Source organism: Pseudomonas sp. St290 (assembly GCF_018325805.1).
Classification (GTDB): Bacteria; Pseudomonadota; Gammaproteobacteria; order Pseudomonadales; family Pseudomonadaceae; genus Aquipseudomonas; species Aquipseudomonas bijieensis.
The window spans coordinates 2473383-2493629 of the sequence record NZ_AP014703.1 but is presented as its reverse complement, the minus strand read 5'-3'; the positions used below and the strand labels follow the sequence as shown (position 1 = coordinate 2493629).

The 20247-nt window shown below is 56.5% G+C and carries 18 protein-coding genes and 2 pseudogenes; 14 read left to right on the top strand and 6 right to left on the bottom strand.

Translation table 11 applies throughout. The features are described 5' to 3' along the window. Positions 1-138: 138 nt before the first annotated feature. Complete coding sequence (locus tag PBDP_RS10985) at positions 139-975, bottom strand: AraC family transcriptional regulator (protein ID WP_201007332.1); 837 nt, start codon at positions 973-975, stop codon at positions 139-141. Between the two features lie 124 nt (positions 976-1099). On the opposite strand from PBDP_RS10985, the gene PBDP_RS10980 reads away from it, so the two are divergent. The 7 genes from PBDP_RS10980 (at position 1100) to PBDP_RS10950 (ending at position 8651) form a co-directional block, all read left to right on the top strand. Continuing rightward, positions 1100-2152, top strand: coding sequence for a Rieske 2Fe-2S domain-containing protein (locus tag PBDP_RS10980; RefSeq protein WP_201007334.1), 1053 nt, complete (start codon positions 1100-1102; stop codon positions 2150-2152). A gap of 3 nt (positions 2153-2155) precedes the next feature. Beyond that, the gene (locus PBDP_RS10975) at positions 2156-3103 is read left to right on the top strand and encodes a PDR/VanB family oxidoreductase (protein ID WP_201007335.1); all 948 of its coding nucleotides are present in this window, start codon (positions 2156-2158) and stop codon (positions 3101-3103) included. A gap of 18 nt (positions 3104-3121) precedes the next feature. Next, positions 3122-4147: a BMP family lipoprotein gene (locus tag PBDP_RS10970; RefSeq protein ID WP_201007336.1), complete on the top strand. Its 1026-nt coding sequence runs from the start codon at positions 3122-3124 to the stop codon at positions 4145-4147. A gap of 6 nt (positions 4148-4153) precedes the next feature. Then, positions 4154-5692 (top strand): ABC transporter ATP-binding protein, encoded by a 1539-nt coding sequence (locus tag PBDP_RS10965; RefSeq protein ID WP_201007337.1) that lies wholly within the window; start codon positions 4154-4156, stop codon positions 5690-5692. Positions 5693-5736: 44 nt separating this feature from the next. Continuing rightward, positions 5737-6750, top strand: coding sequence for an ABC transporter permease (locus PBDP_RS10960; RefSeq protein WP_212802229.1), 1014 nt, complete (start codon positions 5737-5739; stop codon positions 6748-6750). Beyond that, a complete protein-coding gene (locus tag PBDP_RS10955; RefSeq protein WP_201007340.1) occupies positions 6750-7679 on the top strand; it encodes an ABC transporter permease in 930 nt (309 codons plus the stop codon). Before PBDP_RS10960 ends, PBDP_RS10955 begins: the two co-directional genes overlap by 1 nt. A gap of 180 nt (positions 7680-7859) precedes the next feature. After that, positions 7860-8651, top strand: a complete 792-nt coding sequence (locus tag PBDP_RS10950) for a helix-turn-helix transcriptional regulator (protein WP_201007342.1) — start codon at positions 7860-7862, stop codon at positions 8649-8651. Positions 8652-8714: 63 nt separating this feature from the next. On the opposite strand, the gene PBDP_RS30110 is transcribed toward PBDP_RS10950, so the two are convergent. The 4 genes from PBDP_RS30110 to PBDP_RS10935 all read right to left on the bottom strand — a co-directional run bounded on the left by PBDP_RS30110 (position 8715) and on the right by PBDP_RS10935 (position 12285). Beyond that, complete coding sequence (locus PBDP_RS30110; RefSeq protein ID WP_268939588.1) at positions 8715-8840, bottom strand: hypothetical protein; 126 nt, start codon at positions 8838-8840, stop codon at positions 8715-8717. Positions 8841-8934: 94 nt separating this feature from the next. Continuing rightward, positions 8935-9582, bottom strand: a complete 648-nt coding sequence (locus PBDP_RS10945) for a glutathione S-transferase family protein (RefSeq protein ID WP_201007344.1) — start codon at positions 9580-9582, stop codon at positions 8935-8937. 10 nt (positions 9583-9592) lie between these two features. Further along, positions 9593-11359: a Rieske 2Fe-2S domain-containing protein gene (locus PBDP_RS10940; RefSeq protein WP_212802228.1), complete on the bottom strand. Its 1767-nt coding sequence runs from the start codon at positions 11357-11359 to the stop codon at positions 9593-9595. 23 nt (positions 11360-11382) lie between these two features. Then, positions 11383-12285 (bottom strand): aromatic ring-hydroxylating oxygenase subunit alpha, encoded by a 903-nt coding sequence (locus tag PBDP_RS10935; protein ID WP_201007350.1) that lies wholly within the window; start codon positions 12283-12285, stop codon positions 11383-11385. Positions 12286-13424: 1139 nt separating this feature from the next. On the opposite strand from PBDP_RS10935, the gene PBDP_RS10930 reads away from it, so the two are divergent. From PBDP_RS10930 to PBDP_RS29895, 4 genes and pseudogenes are all read left to right on the top strand, one after another. Then, the gene (locus tag PBDP_RS10930; RefSeq protein ID WP_201007352.1) at positions 13425-13769 is read left to right on the top strand and encodes a hypothetical protein; all 345 of its coding nucleotides are present in this window, start codon (positions 13425-13427) and stop codon (positions 13767-13769) included. Between the two features lie 151 nt (positions 13770-13920). After that, entirely contained in the window at positions 13921-14721 is an 801-nt protein-coding gene (locus tag PBDP_RS10925) for an outer membrane protein OmpK (RefSeq protein ID WP_201007354.1), read from the top strand. Between the two features lie 17 nt (positions 14722-14738). Then, positions 14739-15316 (top strand): annotated as a pseudogene (locus PBDP_RS10920) (hypothetical protein); the annotation flags it as partial. A gap of 55 nt (positions 15317-15371) precedes the next feature. Continuing rightward, positions 15372-15535, top strand: a pseudogene (locus PBDP_RS29895) (sugar ABC transporter permease); the annotation flags it as partial. A gap of 502 nt (positions 15536-16037) precedes the next feature. On the opposite strand, the gene PBDP_RS10910 reads toward PBDP_RS29895, so the two are convergent. Further along, on the bottom strand, positions 16038-16955 hold the full coding sequence (locus tag PBDP_RS10910) for a LysR substrate-binding domain-containing protein (protein WP_201007359.1): 918 nt from the start codon (positions 16953-16955) through the stop codon (positions 16038-16040). A 168-nt stretch (positions 16956-17123) separates the two neighbouring features. Here PBDP_RS10910 and PBDP_RS10905 point away from each other — a divergent pair, with 168 nt between their 5' ends. The 3 genes from PBDP_RS10905 (at position 17124) to PBDP_RS10895 (ending at position 20192) form a co-directional block, all read left to right on the top strand. Further along, entirely contained in the window at positions 17124-17987 is an 864-nt protein-coding gene (locus tag PBDP_RS10905; RefSeq protein ID WP_212802226.1) for a glycine betaine ABC transporter substrate-binding protein, read from the top strand. A gap of 148 nt (positions 17988-18135) precedes the next feature. Further along, positions 18136-18879, top strand: coding sequence for an HAD-IA family hydrolase (locus PBDP_RS10900; RefSeq protein ID WP_201007362.1), 744 nt, complete (start codon positions 18136-18138; stop codon positions 18877-18879). 11 nt (positions 18880-18890) lie between these two features. Continuing rightward, positions 18891-20192 (top strand): NAD(P)/FAD-dependent oxidoreductase, encoded by a 1302-nt coding sequence (locus tag PBDP_RS10895; RefSeq protein ID WP_201007364.1) that lies wholly within the window; start codon positions 18891-18893, stop codon positions 20190-20192. Positions 20193-20247 lie beyond the last annotated feature (55 nt).

Genomic DNA, 20247 nt, shown 5'->3' with positions numbered 1-20247 from the left:
CGCCATCTTGTGAGGGTGACACGGCCCGCGGAGCGGTAATACCCGCCATCAGGCGCTGGCGTAATCGCGTCAAGTGCGTCGAGAAATTCACGGTGATGTCGCGCTTCTTTCCGGCAGCGCGAGTCCAGCCATAGAAAATTAGAACACGACTTCTTGCACATCCTCGAGCGCGTTGCTCGGTGGCCTGTAGGCCTTACTTTCACGGAGGGCTTTCGGAGATAGGCCATAGACCCGCTTGATATGGCGCGAGAAATGATAGGGACTCTTGTAGCCGCACCGGAATGAAATGTCATACGCAGTGAGATTGGTGTGCAGCAGTAGCCGGCGAGCATGAGCGGCCCGCACCATCCAGAGATGACGGATCGGCGTAATGCCGAAATGGTGCGCAAACGACGCCACGAGATAGGTAGGCGTCAGCGCACCGATGTTAGCCAGTTGCGTCACTGTGCATTCGCTTGCGAAATTTTCGTCGATATAGGTGCGAACCTTAAGAATGCCGTTTGGGATCCGCTGCTGCTCCTCGACCAACTTGCTTTCGAAGGCATAGGCGCCAAAGACGGCGAGGCCTAGCGCGTTTCGAAATCCGTTGCGAGTGCTTGCCGATTCCAGCCCGAGGTCAATCCCCATTGTCTGAAGCTTCAGAAGGCGCTCCGATATTTCCAGCTTCCTGGCCAACGGCGCTTCCGCCGTCGCACGGCGTGATATGTCGGCCGGTCGCGCCTCGCACCAACTTACATGGGTGCGGATATGTTTCTGATAGTGAATGTGAAGAGATGCCCGGTTGACGATCACCGCGCACTCCCCTGTCACCAGTGTCCGCTCAGCTCCGTCGAAAAAAACCCGTGCCGCACCGCGGTGAATCATCAGAAGCGTTACATAGGCACCATTCAGGGGGCCGTAGGTGCCGCCATCGGAATAGTGCCAGTCGCCGAAGACAAACCCCTTCTGCACGTCAATCAAGGATTCAATGCTCAAGAGGCAACCCTCGGTTAAAAATCGTAATTTCAGTCAACTTATACGTCAACCAGGGCATTTCTGATCATCGTCAAATGCAGGACATTATTCCCATGTGAATTCCACCATATCAAGGGAACCCGCGATGTTTTCGCCACAAAACAGCCAGAAACACGCATCTGAGCTTCCGAGCGGCTGCACTTTCAACGAAAATGACTGGCACATACTTGCCAGCTTTTGGCACCCGATCGTCTATTCCAACGAAGTTCTGGACAAGCCTATCCGGGCGCGTCTGCTCGATGTCGACTTGGTCGTGTTCCGGACGGATGAAGGTGTCTCCGTGGCCAGGGATCTGTGCCCGCATCGTGGCACGCGGCTCAGCCAGGGTTGGATCAGCGACAATCAGCTGATCTGTCCGATGCACGGGCTGCACTTTGCCGCCGATGGCCACTGCACGAAAATTCCAGCCATGGGCGAGGCGCAGCGCATCCCATCCAAACTGCGCCTTCAGTCCTGCCACGTCACAGAGAAATACGGCATCGTATGGGCATGTCTGAAGCCCGAGGCTATCTGGCCGCTGCCGGAATGGGCAGGCATAGCCGACGGCACGCTAACGAAAGTCTGGGTGCCGAACGACATATGGAGCGCCAGTGCAAGCCGCCATGTCGAGAACTTCAACGACGTCGCCCATTTCCCCTGGGTCCACACGAAGAGTTTCGGCGGCGATCGCAATGCGCAGATTCCAAACTACGACGTGACGACAACACCCTTCGGGCTCACCTTTGCGTTTCCCTACCGCGAAGGCTTCAACCGATTCAACGACGGTATCGGCGGTGACAGCCGGGATGTGGTCTACACTTATGAACTGACCTATCCGTTCTCGACACTGATCATCATCGCGCCGATCGACTCTGCCTTACGCTTCTACTTCGCCGATACAGTCTGCCCAGTGTCGGCCCATGTCTCCAAAATCTTCCAAGTGCTGACCGATACCAGCGGAAACCCGGATCGCGACTATTGGCTAAAGGATTCCGAGATCATCAATGCCGAGGACAGGCCGATGGTCGAGGAGCAACGCCCGGAAGACCTGCCGCTGGACCTAACGGCGGAGATGCACATTCCCGCCGACCGCATGTCGCTTGAATATCGCCGTGGACTGGTCAAGCATTTCGGGCTCGGCGCCCCGATCGTGAGCTGATCCATGACCTGCACCCAGACACTAATCGTGACCGTCACGCGTCGGCAGCTCGTCTGCGAGAATATTCTCGTGCTCGAGCTTGAAAACGCAGCAGGCGAGATGTTGCCGGCATTTACTGCCGGTGCGCATATAAACCTTCATCTGCCGGGAAGCCTTGTCCGTCCGTACAGTCTTTGCAACGACCCGGCCGAGCGCCACCGGTACCGCCTCGCAATCCGACGTATGGAGAACGGACGCGGCGGATCGATTTCGGCACACACCCTTGCCGTCGGAAGCAGGCTGACAATCAGCACGCCGCAAAACGCATTTCCGCTAATCGAGAATGCCCGCCGCAGCGTGCTGATGGCTGCCGGGATCGGGATCACGCCGCTGATGGCGATGGCGCACCGTCTGCGTACGCTCAACGCACATTTCGACCTACATTTCCGCGTCAATCGCGCGCGGGTGGCGATCATAGAGGCTCTCGCGGATGGGATTGCCCCCGAGCGTGTCTGCCTGCACGCAGGCGAGGGTCGATCCGATTTCGACTTTGCCTCAAGGATTGGAGTTCATGAGCCTGGAGTCCATCTCTATATTTGCGGCCCGCAGGGATTCGTCGACGCTGCGCGGCAAGCGGCAAAAGATTGGCCCATTGAAACGGTGCACAGCGAATCCTTTACCCCAACTGCACCTGTCGAGGGAGATTTGGCCTTCAGCGTCCAGACCGCGAGCGACGGCGCCTGGCATCTAGTTCCGGCCGGCAAGACCATCGCGCAAGTGCTTACCAATGCCGGCTACGCCATCCCGACTTCTTGCGAACAAGGAATCTGCGGAACTTGCCGGACGAAGGTGCTCGACGGCCTCCCGGATCATCGCGATCTCTGCCTTTCGGTTGCCGACCAGCAATCAAACGCCTTCATCACCCCCTGCTGTTCCCGTTCGATAACGGAACGGTTGGTTCTCGACCTGTAGCAGCTCAAGGAAACACCCATGTTCGAATACCCGATACCGAAATTCATCAGGGCGCTTCTCATGACCCCACTTCTTGCCCTTTTCGCTTCGCCCGTGATGGCCGTGCCACCGACGGAGTTGCGTATTGCGGTCGTTGTCGCCGCCGGGCCGGATTCAGCCTGGGATGGAACCTTCCTAAAGGCATTCGAAAGGGTCAAGACCCAGATGCCGCATGGCCTAGCGATCACCACCAAGGTGTCCGATCCACTCTGGGGAAACGACGCAGAAAACGCGATGCGGCTTTATGCGCAATCCGGCCAGTTCGATATCATCTGGGCCCATTCCAGCTACAGCGATCAGGTCAAGGCAATCATGAAGGAGTTTCCAGATGTGATGTTCGTCACATCCGGATCTGGCAACGAAGGCCTGGGTGAGAACCTTTACTGGATCTACAAAAGGGTTCATGAACCCGCCTATCTGCTCGGAGTGCTGGCTGGCAAGGCGACTGCGAGCAACGTTCTCGGGGTCGTCGGTACGTTTCCCGCAGATGACGTAAATGACGAGATTAACGCCTTTTTTGCCGGTGCGAAGTCGGTCAACCCTGCCATCGTCTCCAAAGTCGCCTACATTGAGTCTTGGTACGACCCCGCCAAGGCTGCCGAATACATGAATGCGCAGATCGCTGCCAAGGCGGACATCATCTTCACGCTGGCCGACAACTTTGCGCCATGCGATGAAAAAAAGATCGTATGCATCGGTAATCTCCGCGACGACAGCGCCCGCTCGCCGCGCATGATATCCGCCCCCCTAGCGCTATGGGAGGCCGATATCTCGAGCATCGTCGATACTTGGTTCAGCCACAAAAAGGACGGCACAGTCTTTGACGGCAACAAGCAGATCAAGTGGCTTACGATGAAGGAAGGCGGATCGTCTGTTGCCGCTTTCAACGGGCGCGAAGCACTTGTACCTGCCGCTGCGATCGCAGCATTCAATGAAGCTAAGGCGAAACTCGATGCCGGCACGCTGACAGTGCCGCTCGACACCTCGCTTCCTTCTTCGAACTAATCCTGCATGCAACCCGCCAAAAAAGAGAGAGTGGAAATGGTCGAGGCGCTCCGAGTCGAACAACTCAGCAAACATTTCGGCAAAGTGCTTGCCAATGACGGCGTCGATCTCGATATCCGCAAAGGCGAGCTTCATGGCCTGTTCGGCGAAAACGGCGCCGGAAAATCAACTCTTTCAGCCTGTCTCTACGGCAGCCTGACCCCGGATACAGGTCGCATCTTCGTAGGCGCAAAGGAAGTCCGGTTTCGATCCCCGGCAGAAGCGATCGCGTGCGGCATCGGAATGGTACATCAGCATTTCGTGCTCGTGGAGGCGATGACGGTACTGGAGAACATCGTCCTCGGCACACACAAGTCCGGCTGGAGGCTCGACTTGCAGACGGCGCGTGACAAGCTTGCAGAATTGTCGGTCGCATTCGGCCTCTCGATCAATCCGGACGCTTTCGTGCGCGAACTATCGGTTGGCGAGCAGCAATGGGTTGAAATCCTCAAGGCTCTCTATCTCGACGCCCGGATCCTCATTCTGGACGAGCCGACCGCGGTGTTGACACCACAGGAATCGAAAAGACTTTTTTCGGTCATCCGGCAGATGCAGGCCCGTGGCATGTCAATCATCATCATCACTCACAAGATGGCAGAGGTAATGCAGACCGATCGCGTCACTGTGCTTCGCCGTGGTCGGAAGATCACCACCGTCGAAACAGCAAATGTTACGGCACAAAAGCTGACGGAACTCATGATTGGGTCGGCAACGCCATCGCCAGCCGCAAAACGCGCGAGCAGGCCGGGGCGCGTCGTGGTTCAAACCGCCGGCCTCCGGGCAAGAGGCGCGCGGGGAGAAACAGTCCTCGACAATGTCTCTTTCACCGTGCGGTCGAGCGAGATCTTGGGTATTGCTGGTGTTGCCGGCAATGGCCAGAAGGCGTTGCTTGAGTTGCTGTCCGGGATCCGCCTGCCCGAGGCAGGCAGCATACTTGTGGGCGACCGCCAGCTCGAAGGAGAGGGTCCGGAGGCCTACATGGCGGCAGGGGTCGGGATCATTCCGGAGGACCGGTTTGTCGAGGGGCTGGTCGGCACCTTCAGCATTGCCGAAAACATCATCCTGGGAAGCCAGCGCAGTCCGTCGGTGCGATCGGGATTGTTCATCGACCTGCAAAAGGTGCGCACACGCGCCGAACATGCACGGGCGGAGTATGCAATCGCTTCACCCGATATCGACACACCGGTTGCTTCGCTCTCCGGTGGCAATGCGCAGAAAGTCATTCTGGCGCGCGAACTCGCCCAAGCGACCGTGCTTCTTCTCGCCAATCAGCCAACACGTGGACTCGATATCGGCGTCGTGTCCATCGTGCATGACAGACTGAGGCAGAAGCGTGACGAGGGCTGTGCCATCGTGCTGGCATCGGAGGACCTGGACGATCTCTTTGCACTATCCGACAGGCTGGCGGTCATGTGTGACGGCCGAATCGTCGACATCGTCGATCCTTTGACGGTGACGATCGAACAGGTCGGTGCGCTGATGGCCGGCCAGCGGGGTGCAAATTGATGCGTTTGCGCCGTCGCACATCTCCCCGAACCGGTTGGACAATCATGGTCTATGCCGTCGCCATCCTGGCGGGATTGGCAGCCACGTCCGGTCTCATCCTCGTGAGCGGCGCTCCGCTTGGCTCATCCTTCAGCGCGCTGGCGATGGGTGCCATCGGGAGCCGGTCTGCGCTTGTCTCCTCGCTCGTTGCAGCCACTCCGCTGCTGTTAACAGGTCTCGCGACCGTCATTGCCTATCGGGCCGGGGTTTGGACAGTGGGACAGGAGGGACAGGTGCTGGCGGGCGGCATGACGGCCTACCAGGCCAGCCTGTGGCTTTCGGGGGTGCCTCCGGTGCTGGCGATACCCGGCTGCATCTTGGCGGGCGTTGCGGGCGGCGCAGCCCTTGGTGGGCTTGCAAGCTTTCTCAAATCCCGCTTCGCCATCAGCGAGATCGTCTCGACGGTTATGCTCAACTATCTAGCTGGCTACCTGCTTTCCTACCTGCTGACAGCCATCTGGTCGAGCTCCGGTGGCGGCGTTAGTTACCAGCAGACACCGATCCTGCCGGAAGGTGTCTGGCTTCCTGCACTTGGCGTTGTTGGCAAACTGCACCCCGGCATAATTGTCGCCATCATCGCCACGATCTGTCTGCACATCCTCATGAACCGGACCGCGCTCGGCTACGAAGTGCGTGCCATGGGCATAAATCCGGTCGCACTGCGCCAGCGCGGTACCGATACCATCCGCACGACCCTCGTCGTGATGCTGATCAGCGGTGGCCTTTCGGCGCTTGCCGGCGTCGGCGAGATCTTCGGCGTCTCGCACAGGCTAACCACATCGAATCTGACAGGTATCGGCTTCGACGGCATCATCATAGGCATGATCGGCAACCTCTCGCCGCTCGGTACGCTCCTTTCCGCACTCTTCTTCGGGGCACTGCACAGCGGCGCCCTGTTCATGAATGTCATGACAGGCGTTCCAGCGGCCCTCATTACCGCCTTGCAGGGACTGATCCTGTTGTTCTTCCTAATGGCCGGAATTGCGGCGCAATTCGAACTCGTGCGGGAGCGTTCATAATGGAGCTAATTGAAAGCGGTATGCTGATCAGCGTATTCGCTGCCTGTCTGCGGATCGCGACGCCGCTCGTCCTGTCAGCCATGGGGGAGCTGATTACCCAGCGCGCTGGCATCTGGAATCTTGGTATCGATGGCACAATGCTGACGGCTGCCTTTGCCGCCTATGTCGTAATGATCACCACTAGATCGCTCACGCTGGCGACGCTGGCGGGAGTTGTCGCTGGCTCCATCGTCGGCCTGCTTATCGCCTTCATGACCGCGACCCTGCGGCTCAATCAGTTCGTCACCGGCCTGGCGATCAATCTGGTAGCGAGTGGCGTGACGCTGTTTTTGTTCCGCAGCTTCACCGGCGCGTCGGTCGCGCCTGGCCTCAAGGGGTTCGAGAGCATTGCGCTTCCCATTCTTTCCGATATTCCGTATCTCGGCCCCGTTTTCTTCAACCAACGCGGACTGACCTACGTCGCCTTTCTGCTCGCCCCGCTTGTATGGCTGTTTCTCTATAAGACCCGATATGGGCTGGAACTGCGCGCTCTAGGCGAAAATCCGAAGGCGCTCGAAACAAAGGGGCTGCCGGTCATCCCGCGTCTTTATCTTGCAACACTTGCCGGCAGTGCCCTGACTGGCCTGGGTGGAGCCTTCCTCGTGCTTGGCCTCTCCGACCGCTTCATCGCCGATATCAGTGCCGGGCGTGGATGGCTAGTGGTGGTGGCACTCGTCGCCGGAAACTGGAATGTCTGGGGCACAATTCTCGCCGTCGTCGTATTCGCCTTCCTCGACGCGATTGCCAGCCACGCACAGATCCTGGCACTGCCGGTGCCCTATCAGGTCTTTCTCGCCCTGCCCTATCTCGCCTCCATCGCTCTGCTCGCCGTCGTCCGGGTCCGTTCCGGCCAGCCCGCGCAGCTCGGCATTCCCCTCAAACGCCCCTGACCGGAGTCCTACCATATCTGGGATTAAATGCACCGAGGGCAAGGTTCTTTCTCTCTGTACTTGGCGCATTCCAGCGGTAAATAAGCTATGCACGTATTTATCGACAGCAGTCGCGGCTTCTCATTCGGCGAGGCGATATATCCTGCAGACGGGGTGTATGGTCCGCTAAAGGATAGCTACGTGACTCTGCTCATTGTTCACGAGGGCAGTGCTCTCGTATCTTGCGATGACGATGAGACCGTTCTAGGACCGGGCAGTTGCGGTTTCTTCCGCAACGAGCACCGTCTCCTCATCGAGTATGGCGATAGCCACGCGGCCACCCGCGTCAGTTGGTGTGAAAGCCACGCGGGCGAACTTTCCGAACCAGTAGCAATGCGGTTGAGATCGCTGCCGCCACGCATACCGCTTTCGCAACGAATAAAAACGATACAACGCCTGGGCATTGAACTCGGCGTCAACTCCAGTTCCTGCCTGAACATGCTACGCAATTCACTGGGGGAGTCGATCTTTCTCGCCTATTTCCATGAGGCACAGATCTCTGAGCAGGAGCGGTTAATACCGCACACGGTCCTGAGGGCTCGTTTCTATATCGACAAGAACTACGAGAAGGAAATTACTGTCGGACGGCTTGCCGTCTTGGTGGGAGTGACGCCTGCGCATCTCGTATCATCATTTCGCAAGCATATCGGCATCACACCGGTGCGCTATCTATGGCAAGTTCGCGCGACTCGCGGGTACTTTCTGCTGCTGCAGACTGGGTTGGCGATCTCGGACATTGCGAATCAATGCGGTTACAAAAACCAGTTCCACTTCTCACGGCACATTTCCGAGAAGTACGGGATGTCGCCGCGCGAGGTTCGCGTCAAAAAGGGCTACCACGTTCCGAGCGACATATCAGAAAACGCCGGGAATATAGCCTACGACACGTACCTCTCTGGCAGTGACTCCGTAAAAGGGAGTGATACCCGCTGAAGTTGCGGGCCTAGCCTGGAAGCAGCAACCACTGGACGAAATATTGATGGCTATAAAAGGGCATTACCCGTAGGTGATTTTCGGTATACCGGAGAGGGTGAACTCGTCGGCGTGGCAGATGCCGGTGGTCCTGCCCTCGGCAAGCACTTCGACATACTGACCATCCAAACGCGCGGTCATGATTTGCATCGATTTCCGGGAGCGATTGCCACTGCGGCACGCGTTTTCATTTTCTCACTCAAGATAATGGGCGAGGCTTAGGCGCCTCGCGTTTCGAGTAATTTCAGGCCGGACGCGTCGGGCCGGCGGCAAAGATCCCCGACATGACCGTGAACCCCTTGATACGCTTCACGCGATCGCACCAGCGGCGGATTGCCGGGTAATCCTGCCTGGAAATGCCCCCCTCCTCTGACAACATAATATAAGGAAAGCAGGCAATATCCGCGATCGTGGGGTGCGGCGCCGAGCAGATCCAGTCGCGCCCTTCCTCTTCGACGAACCAGAGATGCTCATCGAGAATGCGGAACAGTCCGTGGGCGCGGGCGCGGGCGGCCTCTACGTCGAGGTCGTAGAACAAGGCGTCGTGGAGACGCGCTGCCGAAGCCGTGAGGGTAATACCGTCGGCAAAGGCGAGCCATTGAGCGATCTCGCCGAGTAGCACTGGATTGTCGCGCGGATTCCATGTCTCGGACGGATCGTATCGGGAGGCCAGATAGACGAGGATAGCTTGTGCGTCGCGCAGCACCAGCCCGTCATCGTCGATCACCGGCAGTTGTCCGAGCGGGTTGAGCGTCAGGAACCAATCTGACTTGTGCTCGCGACCGGGGTAGAAATCGACTGGAACCTTTCTGTACTCGATCCCGAGTATGTTCATTAGAAGCCGAAGTTTGTAACAATTACCCGAGAGTTCATAGTCGTAGAGAGTGATCATCGAGCATCTCCTAGAGATCGAGGACAAGGCGAGTCGACTTTGCACGCGACACACACGTTATGATCTTGTTGCCGGACTTACGCTCGGCATCGTTCAAGTAGACATCCTGGTGATCGGGCTCACCCTCGATCACCGGTGCAAGACAGGTGCCGCAGGCTCCCTGCTCGCAAGACGACGGCATATCGATTCCAGCTTCACGTATCACTTCCAGAAGGGTTCTCCCGGGCGGAACGGTAAGTGTCAAGCAGGAGCGCGCCAAGGCCACCTCGAAGCTCGAACTGTCCTCAATCGTATTAACGTTCTTGAAGTATTCGAAATGCACTGCGCCCTCCGGCCAGCCGAGTTCGGCGGCGATCCGCCGCGCCGCCTCCAGCATTGGGCCCGGACCGCAAAGATAGACCTGCATTTTTCTCCGATATCCGGAAAGGATATCTCTCAGCTTCGCAGTCGTTCCTGCCGGATCGAGTCCAAGGTGCGCCTGCAAGGCCTCTCCTAGAAGCCCGGTCTTTTCCGGGAAGGCGAGTTGCTCCTGGTTCTGGGCAAAATAGTGGAACGCGAAGTCCAGGCTCTGATTCTTGAGCACCTGCGCCATGGAGATGAGCGGTGTGAGGCCGATGCCGCCCGCGATAAAAATGGTGCGAACCGCATCACGGCGAAGCGGAAAGTTATTGCGCGGCTCCGAGATCGCAAGAACATCACCCTCTCGGATAGTCTTGTGCATGTAGAGCGATCCGCCCTTTGAATCATGCTTCAACTTGACGCCGATCACGTAGCTATCACTTTCGCCGGGGCCATTGGTAATCGAATATTGCCGGATTAGGCCGTTCGGCATATGCACGTCGATATGGGCACCGGGCTGAAAGGTCGGCAAAAGTCCCCTGATAGGGCGGAGCTCGAAAGCCGCTACCCCATCGGCCGTCATCCAAATTCGCGCAACAGTGACACGGACCATCGCCTTACGACCGTGGGCGTCGATTTCCGGCATTTGCGCAAGTTCCGGCGAAACCCGCTCGATCACCGGCTCGAGCGGCGCCGGCTGCGGTGCGGCCGTCGCCTCGCGCTCAACGATGTCGCGAAGCATCGAAAGTTGTTCGTTGTGATGACGAAGGACGGCGAGTCGTTCAACGCCGAGCGGCGAGCCATCAAGTAGGCCGCGGATGACCGAACGGTGGGAATCGACCGGTTGGACGAAGAAAACCGCGAGCGTCTCGGCGTCCTCTTCGCGGGCCTTGAGCACCACTGAAAAAGCATCGTTCGCCTCGATCGACACCGCCGCCGCAGTTCCTTGTAGCCGTCCGTTCGGCTGGAAGCGATAGGCTTTCAGCGCCGAAACAACAATGTCCGCCGGAGCGTTAAGCGGAATGCCGCGAAGGGTGAGTAGTTCGCCTTCGGTAAGGCAGGCAAGGTCCGGCATGTCTTCCTGCGGCTCCTCCGCCGACCATACCAGTCCATAGCGTTCAACACTTGAAAAGGTGCGGTTGGTGATGGTGCGAGCAGGCGCGTCCGCCGGGTGCGCCGGTATATAGGTGCACCCGGCGGTACGGTTCGAATAGCGCCAGCCGTGGTACTGGCATTTCAACTCGCGACCATCATTGATGCCAATCGATAGACGGACGCCGCGGTGCAGACAGCGATTTTCCCAAATGTTGACGTAGCCATCATCCGCGCGCCAGACGGCGAACTCTCGGCCAAGTAATTGGGCGTGAAAGACGTGGCGAAACGGCAAGTCGCAAGTCGCGGCAATGGGATGCCATCTAGTCTTAGTGGTATCGAGCATGGTTCTCTCCAAAGTTTGTCAGGTCAGGTAGCGGCCGGGATGACCCCGTAAGTCACGCCCTTCTGACTGAGCCAACGACGGTAGGCGATCGCCGACTTGTCAGCGCGGATCGGGGTTTCGGCGCGCGGATCGAGCGGCAGGCGCTTCGGAAACTGGTTCTCCAGAATCGGCTTATCCTGTCCGAAGATCGTCTGCTGGAATCGCTTGATCACCTTGTCTTCGTTCTCCTCGTCGAGGACACACACCATCATGTGCGCGCGGATATGCTCTTGGTCGATCGGTTGTAGGAAAACGGCAATTACGTCGAGGCGGCTCGGGTCGACGGGGCTCGACTTGTAGAGAACCGAACAATAAGGATGCGGCACCCGATAGACGTAGTCGACGTCAGCGCCGCCGGTCGACGCGACAGAGGCCATCGGCTGAAAGAAGCGACAGCAGGTGGCGACGATCTCGTCGCGGTCGGTCGATATCTCGACGTCGTACTCTTGCACCTCCGTATGCGGCTCGGCGCCAAGAATATCCGTATGGACGTAAGGGAAATGACCCATGTCTAGGAAGTTCTCAATGGCGCGCGGCGCCGAAACGTTAACGCCGACAGTGGCGGCATTGAGGTTGCGGCGGTCTGCTTCGCCAAACTCCGGGATCGGGAACAGTTCGGCCGCTGAGCCGAGCGAGGTCCAGACATAGCCATAGGCGATCTTGACCGGCAGCGTTCCCACCAGCCCGCCGGGTTCGACAGAGCTTCCCGCGGACAATTCCGGCCGCGTAAGCCAGGCTGCAGCTATGCCCTTGCCGTCAAAGGCATAGCTGAGATTTTCTTCGAGCAGCACCGTCTTCTGCACCACTCCCGCCGGTATCTCTGCGAGCGCTGCAAGCGGATGCCAAAGGTCGAGGATCACCTGATCCTTGCATTTGGTCGGTTTCATTTCTTTGCTTCCGTGAATGGACGAGTGTTTTGATTAGTTAGGTCTGTGCCGGATTACGCCGTATTTCAAATCGGGATCCTGCAGCCAGCGCCGATAGTGGATGGACACGGCATCGCCGTGTATCGGGAGTCGGCGTGTGGGTCGAGCGGCAGACGCTTTCCAAGAGGATCAGCTGTTGTAAGCGAACATCAATTGCCTGGAACTGCGGATCGACGCTTCGTGGATGCCTTCCTTCAATAACAGAGGAAAGAACGCGCGATGTAATGTTCCTCATCGACCGATTGGGCGAGGAGCGTGATCACGTCGACTCTTTCCTTCACCACCAGATTCCTTTTGTAGAGCGTAAAATGCAGGCGTGCACGAACTCGCGCACTCAATCGACAATGCAAGTCATTCAAAATAACTCAATCGCCACAAAGGACGGACCTACTTCTTTGGATAACCCTTCTCCAGAAATCTAACTCTGTTGGAAACATTAAAAACACAAGATCAGACACTAATCAACAACAGCCTGCCTGGCGAAACGCGCTTTCTAATTGAATGCTTAAATTGATTGAATACCGATATGTAAATCGTAACACCAGATATGCGCTCCGGCCCTTTTCCTTGGATAGGCTCGATACAAGATCAACATTGGCGGAGGGCGTTTCCTTCAAGCGTTTAAGGATACTCCGGTCAACTGACCACGCTGTTCGCCCTATCAAACCTGCGGATGGCTCCAAAACAGCTGATGGTATGGACGAGTTGCGCGCCTGATCCGGAGAACTGGGCGCAAAGCCCGCCAATCAGCTGAGTACAGGGCGCTTTTCCGTATGTAGCGTTTCACGTCAGGGAATTCCCGGCTCGCCGCCACCGCGCGGCAAGTTGATCGGAGCATCCTTAGCAAAAGACAGATCGACACCGCAGAACAAATCCTATGTAAGGAGGTCGGCCAAAACCCAGATTACCATCGCCTCCGCCGGACCATGCGGCTACCACGGACATCGACGAAAACGCTAAAGGATTAAATGCTCAAGGGGCGACCCTCGGTTAAAAATCGTAATTTCAGTCAACTTATACGTCAATTGGGGCATTTCTGATCATCGTCAGATGCAGGACATTATCCACATGTGAACTCCATCATATCGAGGGAACCCGCGATGTTTTCGCCACAAAACAGCCAGAAACACGCATCCGAGATTCCGAGCGGCTGCACTTTCAACAAAAATGACTGGTACATACTAGCCGGATTTTGGAACTCGATCGTCTATTCCAACGAAGCTCTGGACAAGCCTATCCGGGCGCACCTGCTCGATGTCGATTTGGTCGTGCTCCGGACGGATGAAGGTGTATCCGTGGCCAGGGATCTGTACCCGCGCCATGGCACCCGGCTCAGCCAGGGTTGGATCACACCTGATATCTCCGATGCAAGGGCTGCACTTTGGCGGCCGATGACCACTGCACGAAAACCCAGCCATGGGCGAGTGATACCGATCCACCCCTAATTTAGCTTTATGTTTCCGAGCGGAGAAAATCACTTTTGAAGGGGATACTGCTAATAGGTTTCGCACAATAAGGTGTTTGTCTGGCTCGACACGTTGAAAAATGAAAATCTCGTCGACCGATCAGCTTTAGTACGTTGGGGTGAGGAATATAATGAAACTTCAAAAATTAGTAACTGCGACAGGGGGCGCCGGCCTCCTAAGTATGGCCTGTATCCCTACGCCAGCATTTGCAGACATGAATTGGCATAGTGAAAGCCTTACTTATCAATATGGCAAAGAATTCAAAGTGGACGCTCAGATCGTCCAGACTATAACCTATGAGCACGTTAGTGATTGGACGTGGGGCGATATCTATTTTTTCATGGATAACAACTGGTATCCAGGAGGAGTAACATACAATGACGGTCATCACTCTATCTACACTGAGGCGGCGCCGCGGTTATCACTTGGAAAGATGTTTAATCGCACTCTTTCCTACGGCCCTGTCAAGGATATCTTGATTGCGACGACCATTGAATGGGATAAGAACGATCGAAATGGTGAACACGACCAGGTCAATTATCTGTTAGGTCCTGGATTCGACCTTGCGCTTCCAGGTTTTGATTATTTCCAGATAAATTTTTACTATCGTAAACCTGACGGAGGCATTGCGCCTGCTGGCCAATGGCAGATTACACCAAGCTGGTCATATACCATCCCAGTAGGACGTTCCGATTTGGTAATCGATGGCTATATGGACTGGGTGGTCAACAACAAAGGAGACTCTCATCGTAATTTATTGTTCAATCCGCAAGTAAAGTATGACATAGGAAAACACCTCGGCTATGGAGAGAAGCACTTCTATGCTGGGGTCGAATACGACTACTGGTCAAACAAATACGCTATCGAAAGCACCTCGGAATACAATACCGATGAAAGCGTAACAAGCCTGATTATGAAATACTATTTCTAATTTCAAGCGGTAATATTGAGTTCTCTGCGAAGTTCAATAATCCTTCCAAGGAGCCATATGGCATGTGCTTGCGTGGCAAAGCCGGCAGGGGCGAAAACACGGCCTTGATCACCACGATGGCCACCGCCTTTCGCGCGCGCTGGTTCGATGAGAAATGGCAGTCTCGTGGTTGTACGCCTGGTCATTGGTAACTCCTGCCAGCTCCAAGCACAAAGAGGCCGCCAAATCGTTCGTCACCTGGACCACCTCCAAGGAGTACATCCAGCTAGTGACCGATAAGGATGGCATCACGAACGTGCCACCCGGTACACGCATCTCGACCTACAGTGACGCTTACCTCAAGGCCGCACCGTTTGCCCAAATGACATTGCAAATGATGAAGCACGCCGACCCGTCGCAGTCTTCCGCCAAACCTGTTCCGTACCTGGGCATTCAATACGTGGTGCCCCCCGAGTTTCAGTCGATCGATACATCGATAGGCAAGCTTTTCTCCGCAGCATTGACAGGACAAATGTCGGTTGAGCAAGCGCTGGCTTCTACCCAGTCCACAACCGAGCGCGAGATGAAGCGTGGAGGCTATCTCAAAAAAAAATAGCCCCTTACCTCCGCCGGCTTAGTGCCGGCGGTCACAGCCGCACAGGTAAATAATCATGAACACGTCCATTATTCGAGCCCAGTTTGCGGCTTCGGCGCCATCACGCGCACGCCGTTTGATCAATCCAGGATGGTTTCTGGTGTCGCCATCGGTTGTACTTTTGTTGCTCTGGATGATCGTACCGCGGGCCATGAACGTTATTTTTCGGTGATCCGGTACGCTCGAATTAGCTTTCCAACAGGCGAGGAATATCGTCAAAATTGGAAGCTGGATACTGTGTTTGCCGGAATACAGGACGCGGGCGAATTTGATCAGATGCTTGACCATCGGCTATTAACTTATAGGTCTAAACAATCAGGTCATCCGCATCTGGAATAGAAGCAAGCTTGATGTGTTGAACGAGCGGAAGCTGTCGTCGATAGCCTTGAAGAGCCACCTCCGCAGGTTTGACCGTGACAATGAACTATCGGATGAGGCTGGACTGTGGTTGCCGATCTATTCACCGAAACCCACGGCCGTAGGCGGTCCCAAGCGCCACGTGCAGGATTGGAGTTCTTTGCGGCTTGTGCGTTGGTGTCTTGCTCACATGCAGGGGGCTTACACACCTGGTCGTGAAGAGGTGGAGGATTTACTGCCAAACCGCATGCAACATCAGCGCTAAAGTTCGCATTGGGGTACCGCCATCTTGTCAAAGCGGCCACCTGTTTCGCCCAATGCTTGTTCAGATCACCACTGAGCGCTCCCACCACTCCAGAAATACCTGCAAAGCCGCCTCGTTAGTGCTGGCTTGATTAACCGCCATGTAATAACCACGCGCGGTTCTGTGTTCCAATGCCAGCGGCTGCACCAATTGACCACTGTTCAGATACGTCTTGAGCATACCGATGCATGCCAGCCCTATGCCGCGTCCATCCAGGGTCGCCTGAATCTGCTGCGCGTAGTTATTGTAGGCCATGCGCGAGGGCGGCAACGGGCCTTCATAGCCCATCTGGTTGAGCCAGGTGGACCAGTCCACCACTGGCCAGTTGAAGCCGCGCCAGTGTTCGTGGTCCAAGTGCAACAAACGCTCCCCCACCAGTTGCTGCAAGTTTTTGATCTGGCGCCCAGCGAGGTAGCCAGGGCTACACAGCGGCACCATATTTTCATCGAATAGGCGGGTCATGCGAATATGCTGCGACTGTCCCTCATCGCCGCAGGTGAAGGCCACGTCAATTTGTTCCTCGCGTAAATCCACCTCCCGGTCCAGCGCCAGCAACCGGATCGCCACCTCAGGGTGCTCGGCCTGAAAAGCCTCCAAGTGGGGCATCAGCCAATAGGTCGATAAGCCAATGGTGGCCGTGATCGTCAATGCCTCCTGCGTGCCGCTGCGGATATCACTGGCTGCCTGGGCAATGCGCTCCATTCCTTGATCCACCGCTGCATACAGACGCCTCCCAGAAGGGGTAAGGCTGACCCGACGGTGTTCACGCACGAATAGCTCGTGACCGAGAAACTCTTCTACGAGCCGAATTTGCCGGCTGACGGCCGCCTGAGTAATACATATTTCATGGGCCGCCGCAGTAAAACTCAGCAGCCGCGCGGCGGCTTCGAACACCACAAGACCGTTGAGAGGAGGAAGGCGCCGCCGAAGCTTTTCCATTACAAAAAGTTATCCAAAGGTCGTGAATTAGTTGTTTGTTCTGCCCGCAGAATCATGGCCATATGGCAACCAGGCCGGCGTATACGACCGTCCATGTCTGCGATAACCAGTATTGATCTGCCTCTATTCCATTACCTAAGCTTTATCGTAATTTCAGGAGAGACGCAAATGCGCTTGGTGCACACATTCAAGGTTCTGATGGGAGGCTTGGCGCTTTCCCTTTTGCAGGTACTGCCGGTCTCCGCCGAGCAGGCACCGATCCGTATCGGCTGGATCAACTGGGCAGATGCAGAAATCACTGCAAAACTGGCCGCCAAGGCGATCGAAGACGTGACTGGCCATCCGGTCAAACTCGTCATGGCCGACCTGGGCATCCAATTCCAGGCATTAGCCAACAAGAGCGTCGACTTCATTCCAATGGTCTGGCTGCCAGGGGCGCACAAAACCTTCTGGGACAAGTACAGCTCTCAAGTTGAAGACTTGGGGACCGTGTACGACGGCAAGATTGGCTGGGCGATTCCAGACAGCATTCCGGCCAGTGAGGTGTCCCGTATTGAAGACCTGAACAAGCCGGGCATTGCGGCGAAATTCGGCAATCGAATCCTGTCGGCAGGAGCGGGAAATGGGCAATACAAACTGTCCGAAAAAGCCATCGCCGAATATGGCCTCAAAGACTACAAGCTGGTTGCTTCCTCCGAAGCAGGCATGCTCTCGGAATTAGCGCGGGATCAGTCCCGTGACAAATGGTCGATCATCAACGCCTGGAACCCGCACTGGATGTTTGCTAAATGGAAATTGCGCTATCTCGTCGACTCGAAGAACATCTTCGGCGGCACTGAGCATATCCATGTGGTTTCCCGCCTGGGCTTCAAGGCGGACGAGCCGAAGATCGCCACCTTCCTCGAGCATTACACGTTGCCTTTGAACGATCTGGAAACCATGCAGATGCAAGCCAAGGATAGTTCGGTCGATGAAGTAGTGAACGCTTACTACTTGAAGAACCGCGCACGCTTCGCTGCCATGTTCCAGTGACCTGACATTTGCGTCCAGTTTCAAACGCTGCGTTTTATCCCACTACCTGAACCTGATCCACCACATGCGGCAACCCGCCTGTGCGCAGATGTGTGCCCGTCATTTGCTGAATTGCCATTTAACTAATAAAACACCCTGGAGAACCGCAATGAAACTGACTGATTTCAAAGTCCTGACCTTTGACGTAGTAGGCACCCTGATCAATTTCGAAGCCGGCATCTTGGCGGCCGTACGCAGTATCGGCGGACCTGAAACCTATAACGTTTCTGACGACGCCATTTTCGACGCTTACAAAACCGCAGATGACGTGTACCGCGGCGACATGCGTGCTCCCAATCGATTCATGTACACCATGAGCGATATTTATCAAAAGTTCGCAGCCGAATTGGGACTGATCAGCGATAAGGCCGCCGGCGATCGCTTTCAGGCTTCAGTGGTCTCCTGGCCAGCCTTTGCCGATTCCGTGGATGCCCTGGCTCGCCTGCGCAAGCATTTCCGTCTAGTCGCCATGACCAACGTCGATCGCACTTCCTTCTCCGCTTACCAATTCACCTTGGGCTATCCGTTCCATGACTCGCTCACCAGCGAAGAAACCGGCGTACATAAGCCCGACCCACTGTATTTCGCTTACAACCAAGGACGTCAGTCAGCTTCAGGTTTCCAGAAATGTGACATTTTGCATGTCGCTCAGAGCCAGTATCACGACATCGGTGTGGCGCACGAGGCGGGCTATACCACTTGCTGGATCGAACGTCGTCACGACATCCCGGGCTATGGCGCCACGCCCGTGCCTGAAAAGGTCACTCAACCCGACTTCCACTTCCACTCAATGAAAGAGCTGGCTGACGCAGTGGAAGCCGAGTTGAGCAACCCAGCCGTGAAATATTCCTGAGGAAGCGAACCATGGCCGTCAGTCCTTTTGCAGCCGATATTGCTTCACTGTGGCAATCCACGGCCGTTGACGCTCCGTCATTTCCAGCGCTGGAAGGTGATCGAAGCTATGACGTGGTCGTGGTGGGGGGAGGCTATACCGGGTTGTCCACGGCGCATTATTTGGCGAAAAAAGGGCTGGCAACAGTGGTGCTGGAAGCCAGTCGCATCGGCTGGGGGGCGAGCGGTCGAAATGGTGGCGTGGTGTCGGCCAAGTATCGTATCTCGCTGAGCAAGGTGGCGGCGCGATACGGACTGGAGATGGCTCAGACTATGCGTCGTCTATCCCTTGAGTCGGTGGAACACCTTGAGGAGCTGGTGGCGGTTTATTCGCTGGAAGCGGCGCAATATCGGCGCAGCGGCAGCCTGCATTGTGCGCACAACGAGGCCACGCTGGACTACTGTGTGCGGGAGGCGCAGTGGTTGCATGAGTATTTGGGGGATAGCTCCTTCGAAGTGCTCTGCGCCGGTCAGATGCAGGAGGAAACCGGCTCTGGCGATTTTGTCGGCGGCGTCCTCGACAGAGGTGGAGGCTTGTTACACCCATTGAACTTCGTCCGGGGGTTGGCCGACGGTGTGAGCGCGGCGGGAGTCAGTATTCATGAGGGCGCGCCCGTCATGGGCATTCGGCGGATGGGGACGGGCGTCAGGGTGGAGACACCTACTGGCACTGTCCGTGCCAAGCAAGTCGTGTTGGCTACTAACGGTTACTCGAGCCTAACGCCAGCTACTGCGCCTGTGCGCAAATCGGTTGTGCCTTTTCGTTCGGCGATGCTGGCCACCGAGCCTCTCACCGGCCCGCAGCTGGAGTTGTTGCGCCACGGCCGCAGCTACACCGAAACGCGGCGGATGATGCGCTGGTTTCGGATGGTCGAGGACCGTCTGTTGTACGGCGGTCGCGGTGCGTTCGGCACGGATGACTCCGAGGCGGCTTTCAATGCCTTGCACGAAGCGATGGTCAAGCAGTTTCCCCTACTCGCCCGCGCGACCATCACCCATCGTTGGTCGGGGCTGGTGGCGCTCACAATTGACAGTGTGCCGCACGTCGGACGGATTGATGACCGCGTGGTCTATGCCATGGGTTACAACGGCACGGGAGTGGCCATGTCCTCATACATCGGTAAGCATGTCGCAGATGTCATCGTTGGGCGGAAGCCAGAATTGGGGTTGATGTGGGCGGACAAAGTACGCCGTATACCTTTTTATTCGCTGCGAGTACCCGTGGTTCGAATGGTCGCCGGTTGGTATCAGTTTTTGGACGCCATCGGACGCTGAACGTATCCCGAAAGAAATGACAGTCCCAGGCCGCTACACAGCCTCGGTCCGGAAG

What these genes read in the sequence shown, in the direction of transcription:
- PBDP_RS10960 (WP_212802229.1), top strand. Translation starts at nt 5,737, where the DNA reads ATGGTCTATGCCGTCGCCATCCTGGCGGGATTGGCAGCCACGTCCGGT.
- PBDP_RS10970 (WP_201007336.1), top strand. Translation starts at nt 3,122, where the DNA reads ATGTTCGAATACCCGATACCGAAATTCATCAGGGCGCTTCTCATGACC.
- PBDP_RS10925 (WP_201007354.1), top strand. Translation starts at nt 13,921, where the DNA reads ATGAAACTTCAAAAATTAGTAACTGCGACAGGGGGCGCCGGCCTCCTA.
- PBDP_RS10900 (WP_201007362.1), top strand. Translation starts at nt 18,136, where the DNA reads ATGAAACTGACTGATTTCAAAGTCCTGACCTTTGACGTAGTAGGCACC.
- PBDP_RS10940 (WP_212802228.1), bottom strand. Translation starts at nt 11,359, where the DNA reads ATGCTCGATACCACTAAGACTAGATGGCATCCCATTGCCGCGACTTGC.
- PBDP_RS10965 (WP_201007337.1), top strand. Translation starts at nt 4,154, where the DNA reads ATGCAACCCGCCAAAAAAGAGAGAGTGGAAATGGTCGAGGCGCTCCGA.
- PBDP_RS10910 (WP_201007359.1), bottom strand. Translation starts at nt 16,955, where the DNA reads ATGGAAAAGCTTCGGCGGCGCCTTCCTCCTCTCAACGGTCTTGTGGTG.
- PBDP_RS10930 (WP_201007352.1), top strand. Translation starts at nt 13,425, where the DNA reads ATGTTTTCGCCACAAAACAGCCAGAAACACGCATCCGAGATTCCGAGC.
- PBDP_RS10955 (WP_201007340.1), top strand. Translation starts at nt 6,750, where the DNA reads ATGGAGCTAATTGAAAGCGGTATGCTGATCAGCGTATTCGCTGCCTGT.
- PBDP_RS10935 (WP_201007350.1), bottom strand. Translation starts at nt 12,285, where the DNA reads ATGAAACCGACCAAATGCAAGGATCAGGTGATCCTCGACCTTTGGCAT.
- PBDP_RS30110 (WP_268939588.1), bottom strand. Translation starts at nt 8,840, where the DNA reads ATGCAAATCATGACCGCGCGTTTGGATGGTCAGTATGTCGAAGTGCTT.
- PBDP_RS10975 (WP_201007335.1), top strand. Translation starts at nt 2,156, where the DNA reads ATGACCTGCACCCAGACACTAATCGTGACCGTCACGCGTCGGCAGCTC.
- PBDP_RS10980 (WP_201007334.1), top strand. Translation starts at nt 1,100, where the DNA reads ATGTTTTCGCCACAAAACAGCCAGAAACACGCATCTGAGCTTCCGAGC.
- PBDP_RS10945 (WP_201007344.1), bottom strand. Translation starts at nt 9,582, where the DNA reads ATGATCACTCTCTACGACTATGAACTCTCGGGTAATTGTTACAAACTT.
- PBDP_RS10905 (WP_212802226.1), top strand. Translation starts at nt 17,124, where the DNA reads ATGCGCTTGGTGCACACATTCAAGGTTCTGATGGGAGGCTTGGCGCTT.
- PBDP_RS10895 (WP_201007364.1), top strand. Translation starts at nt 18,891, where the DNA reads ATGGCCGTCAGTCCTTTTGCAGCCGATATTGCTTCACTGTGGCAATCC.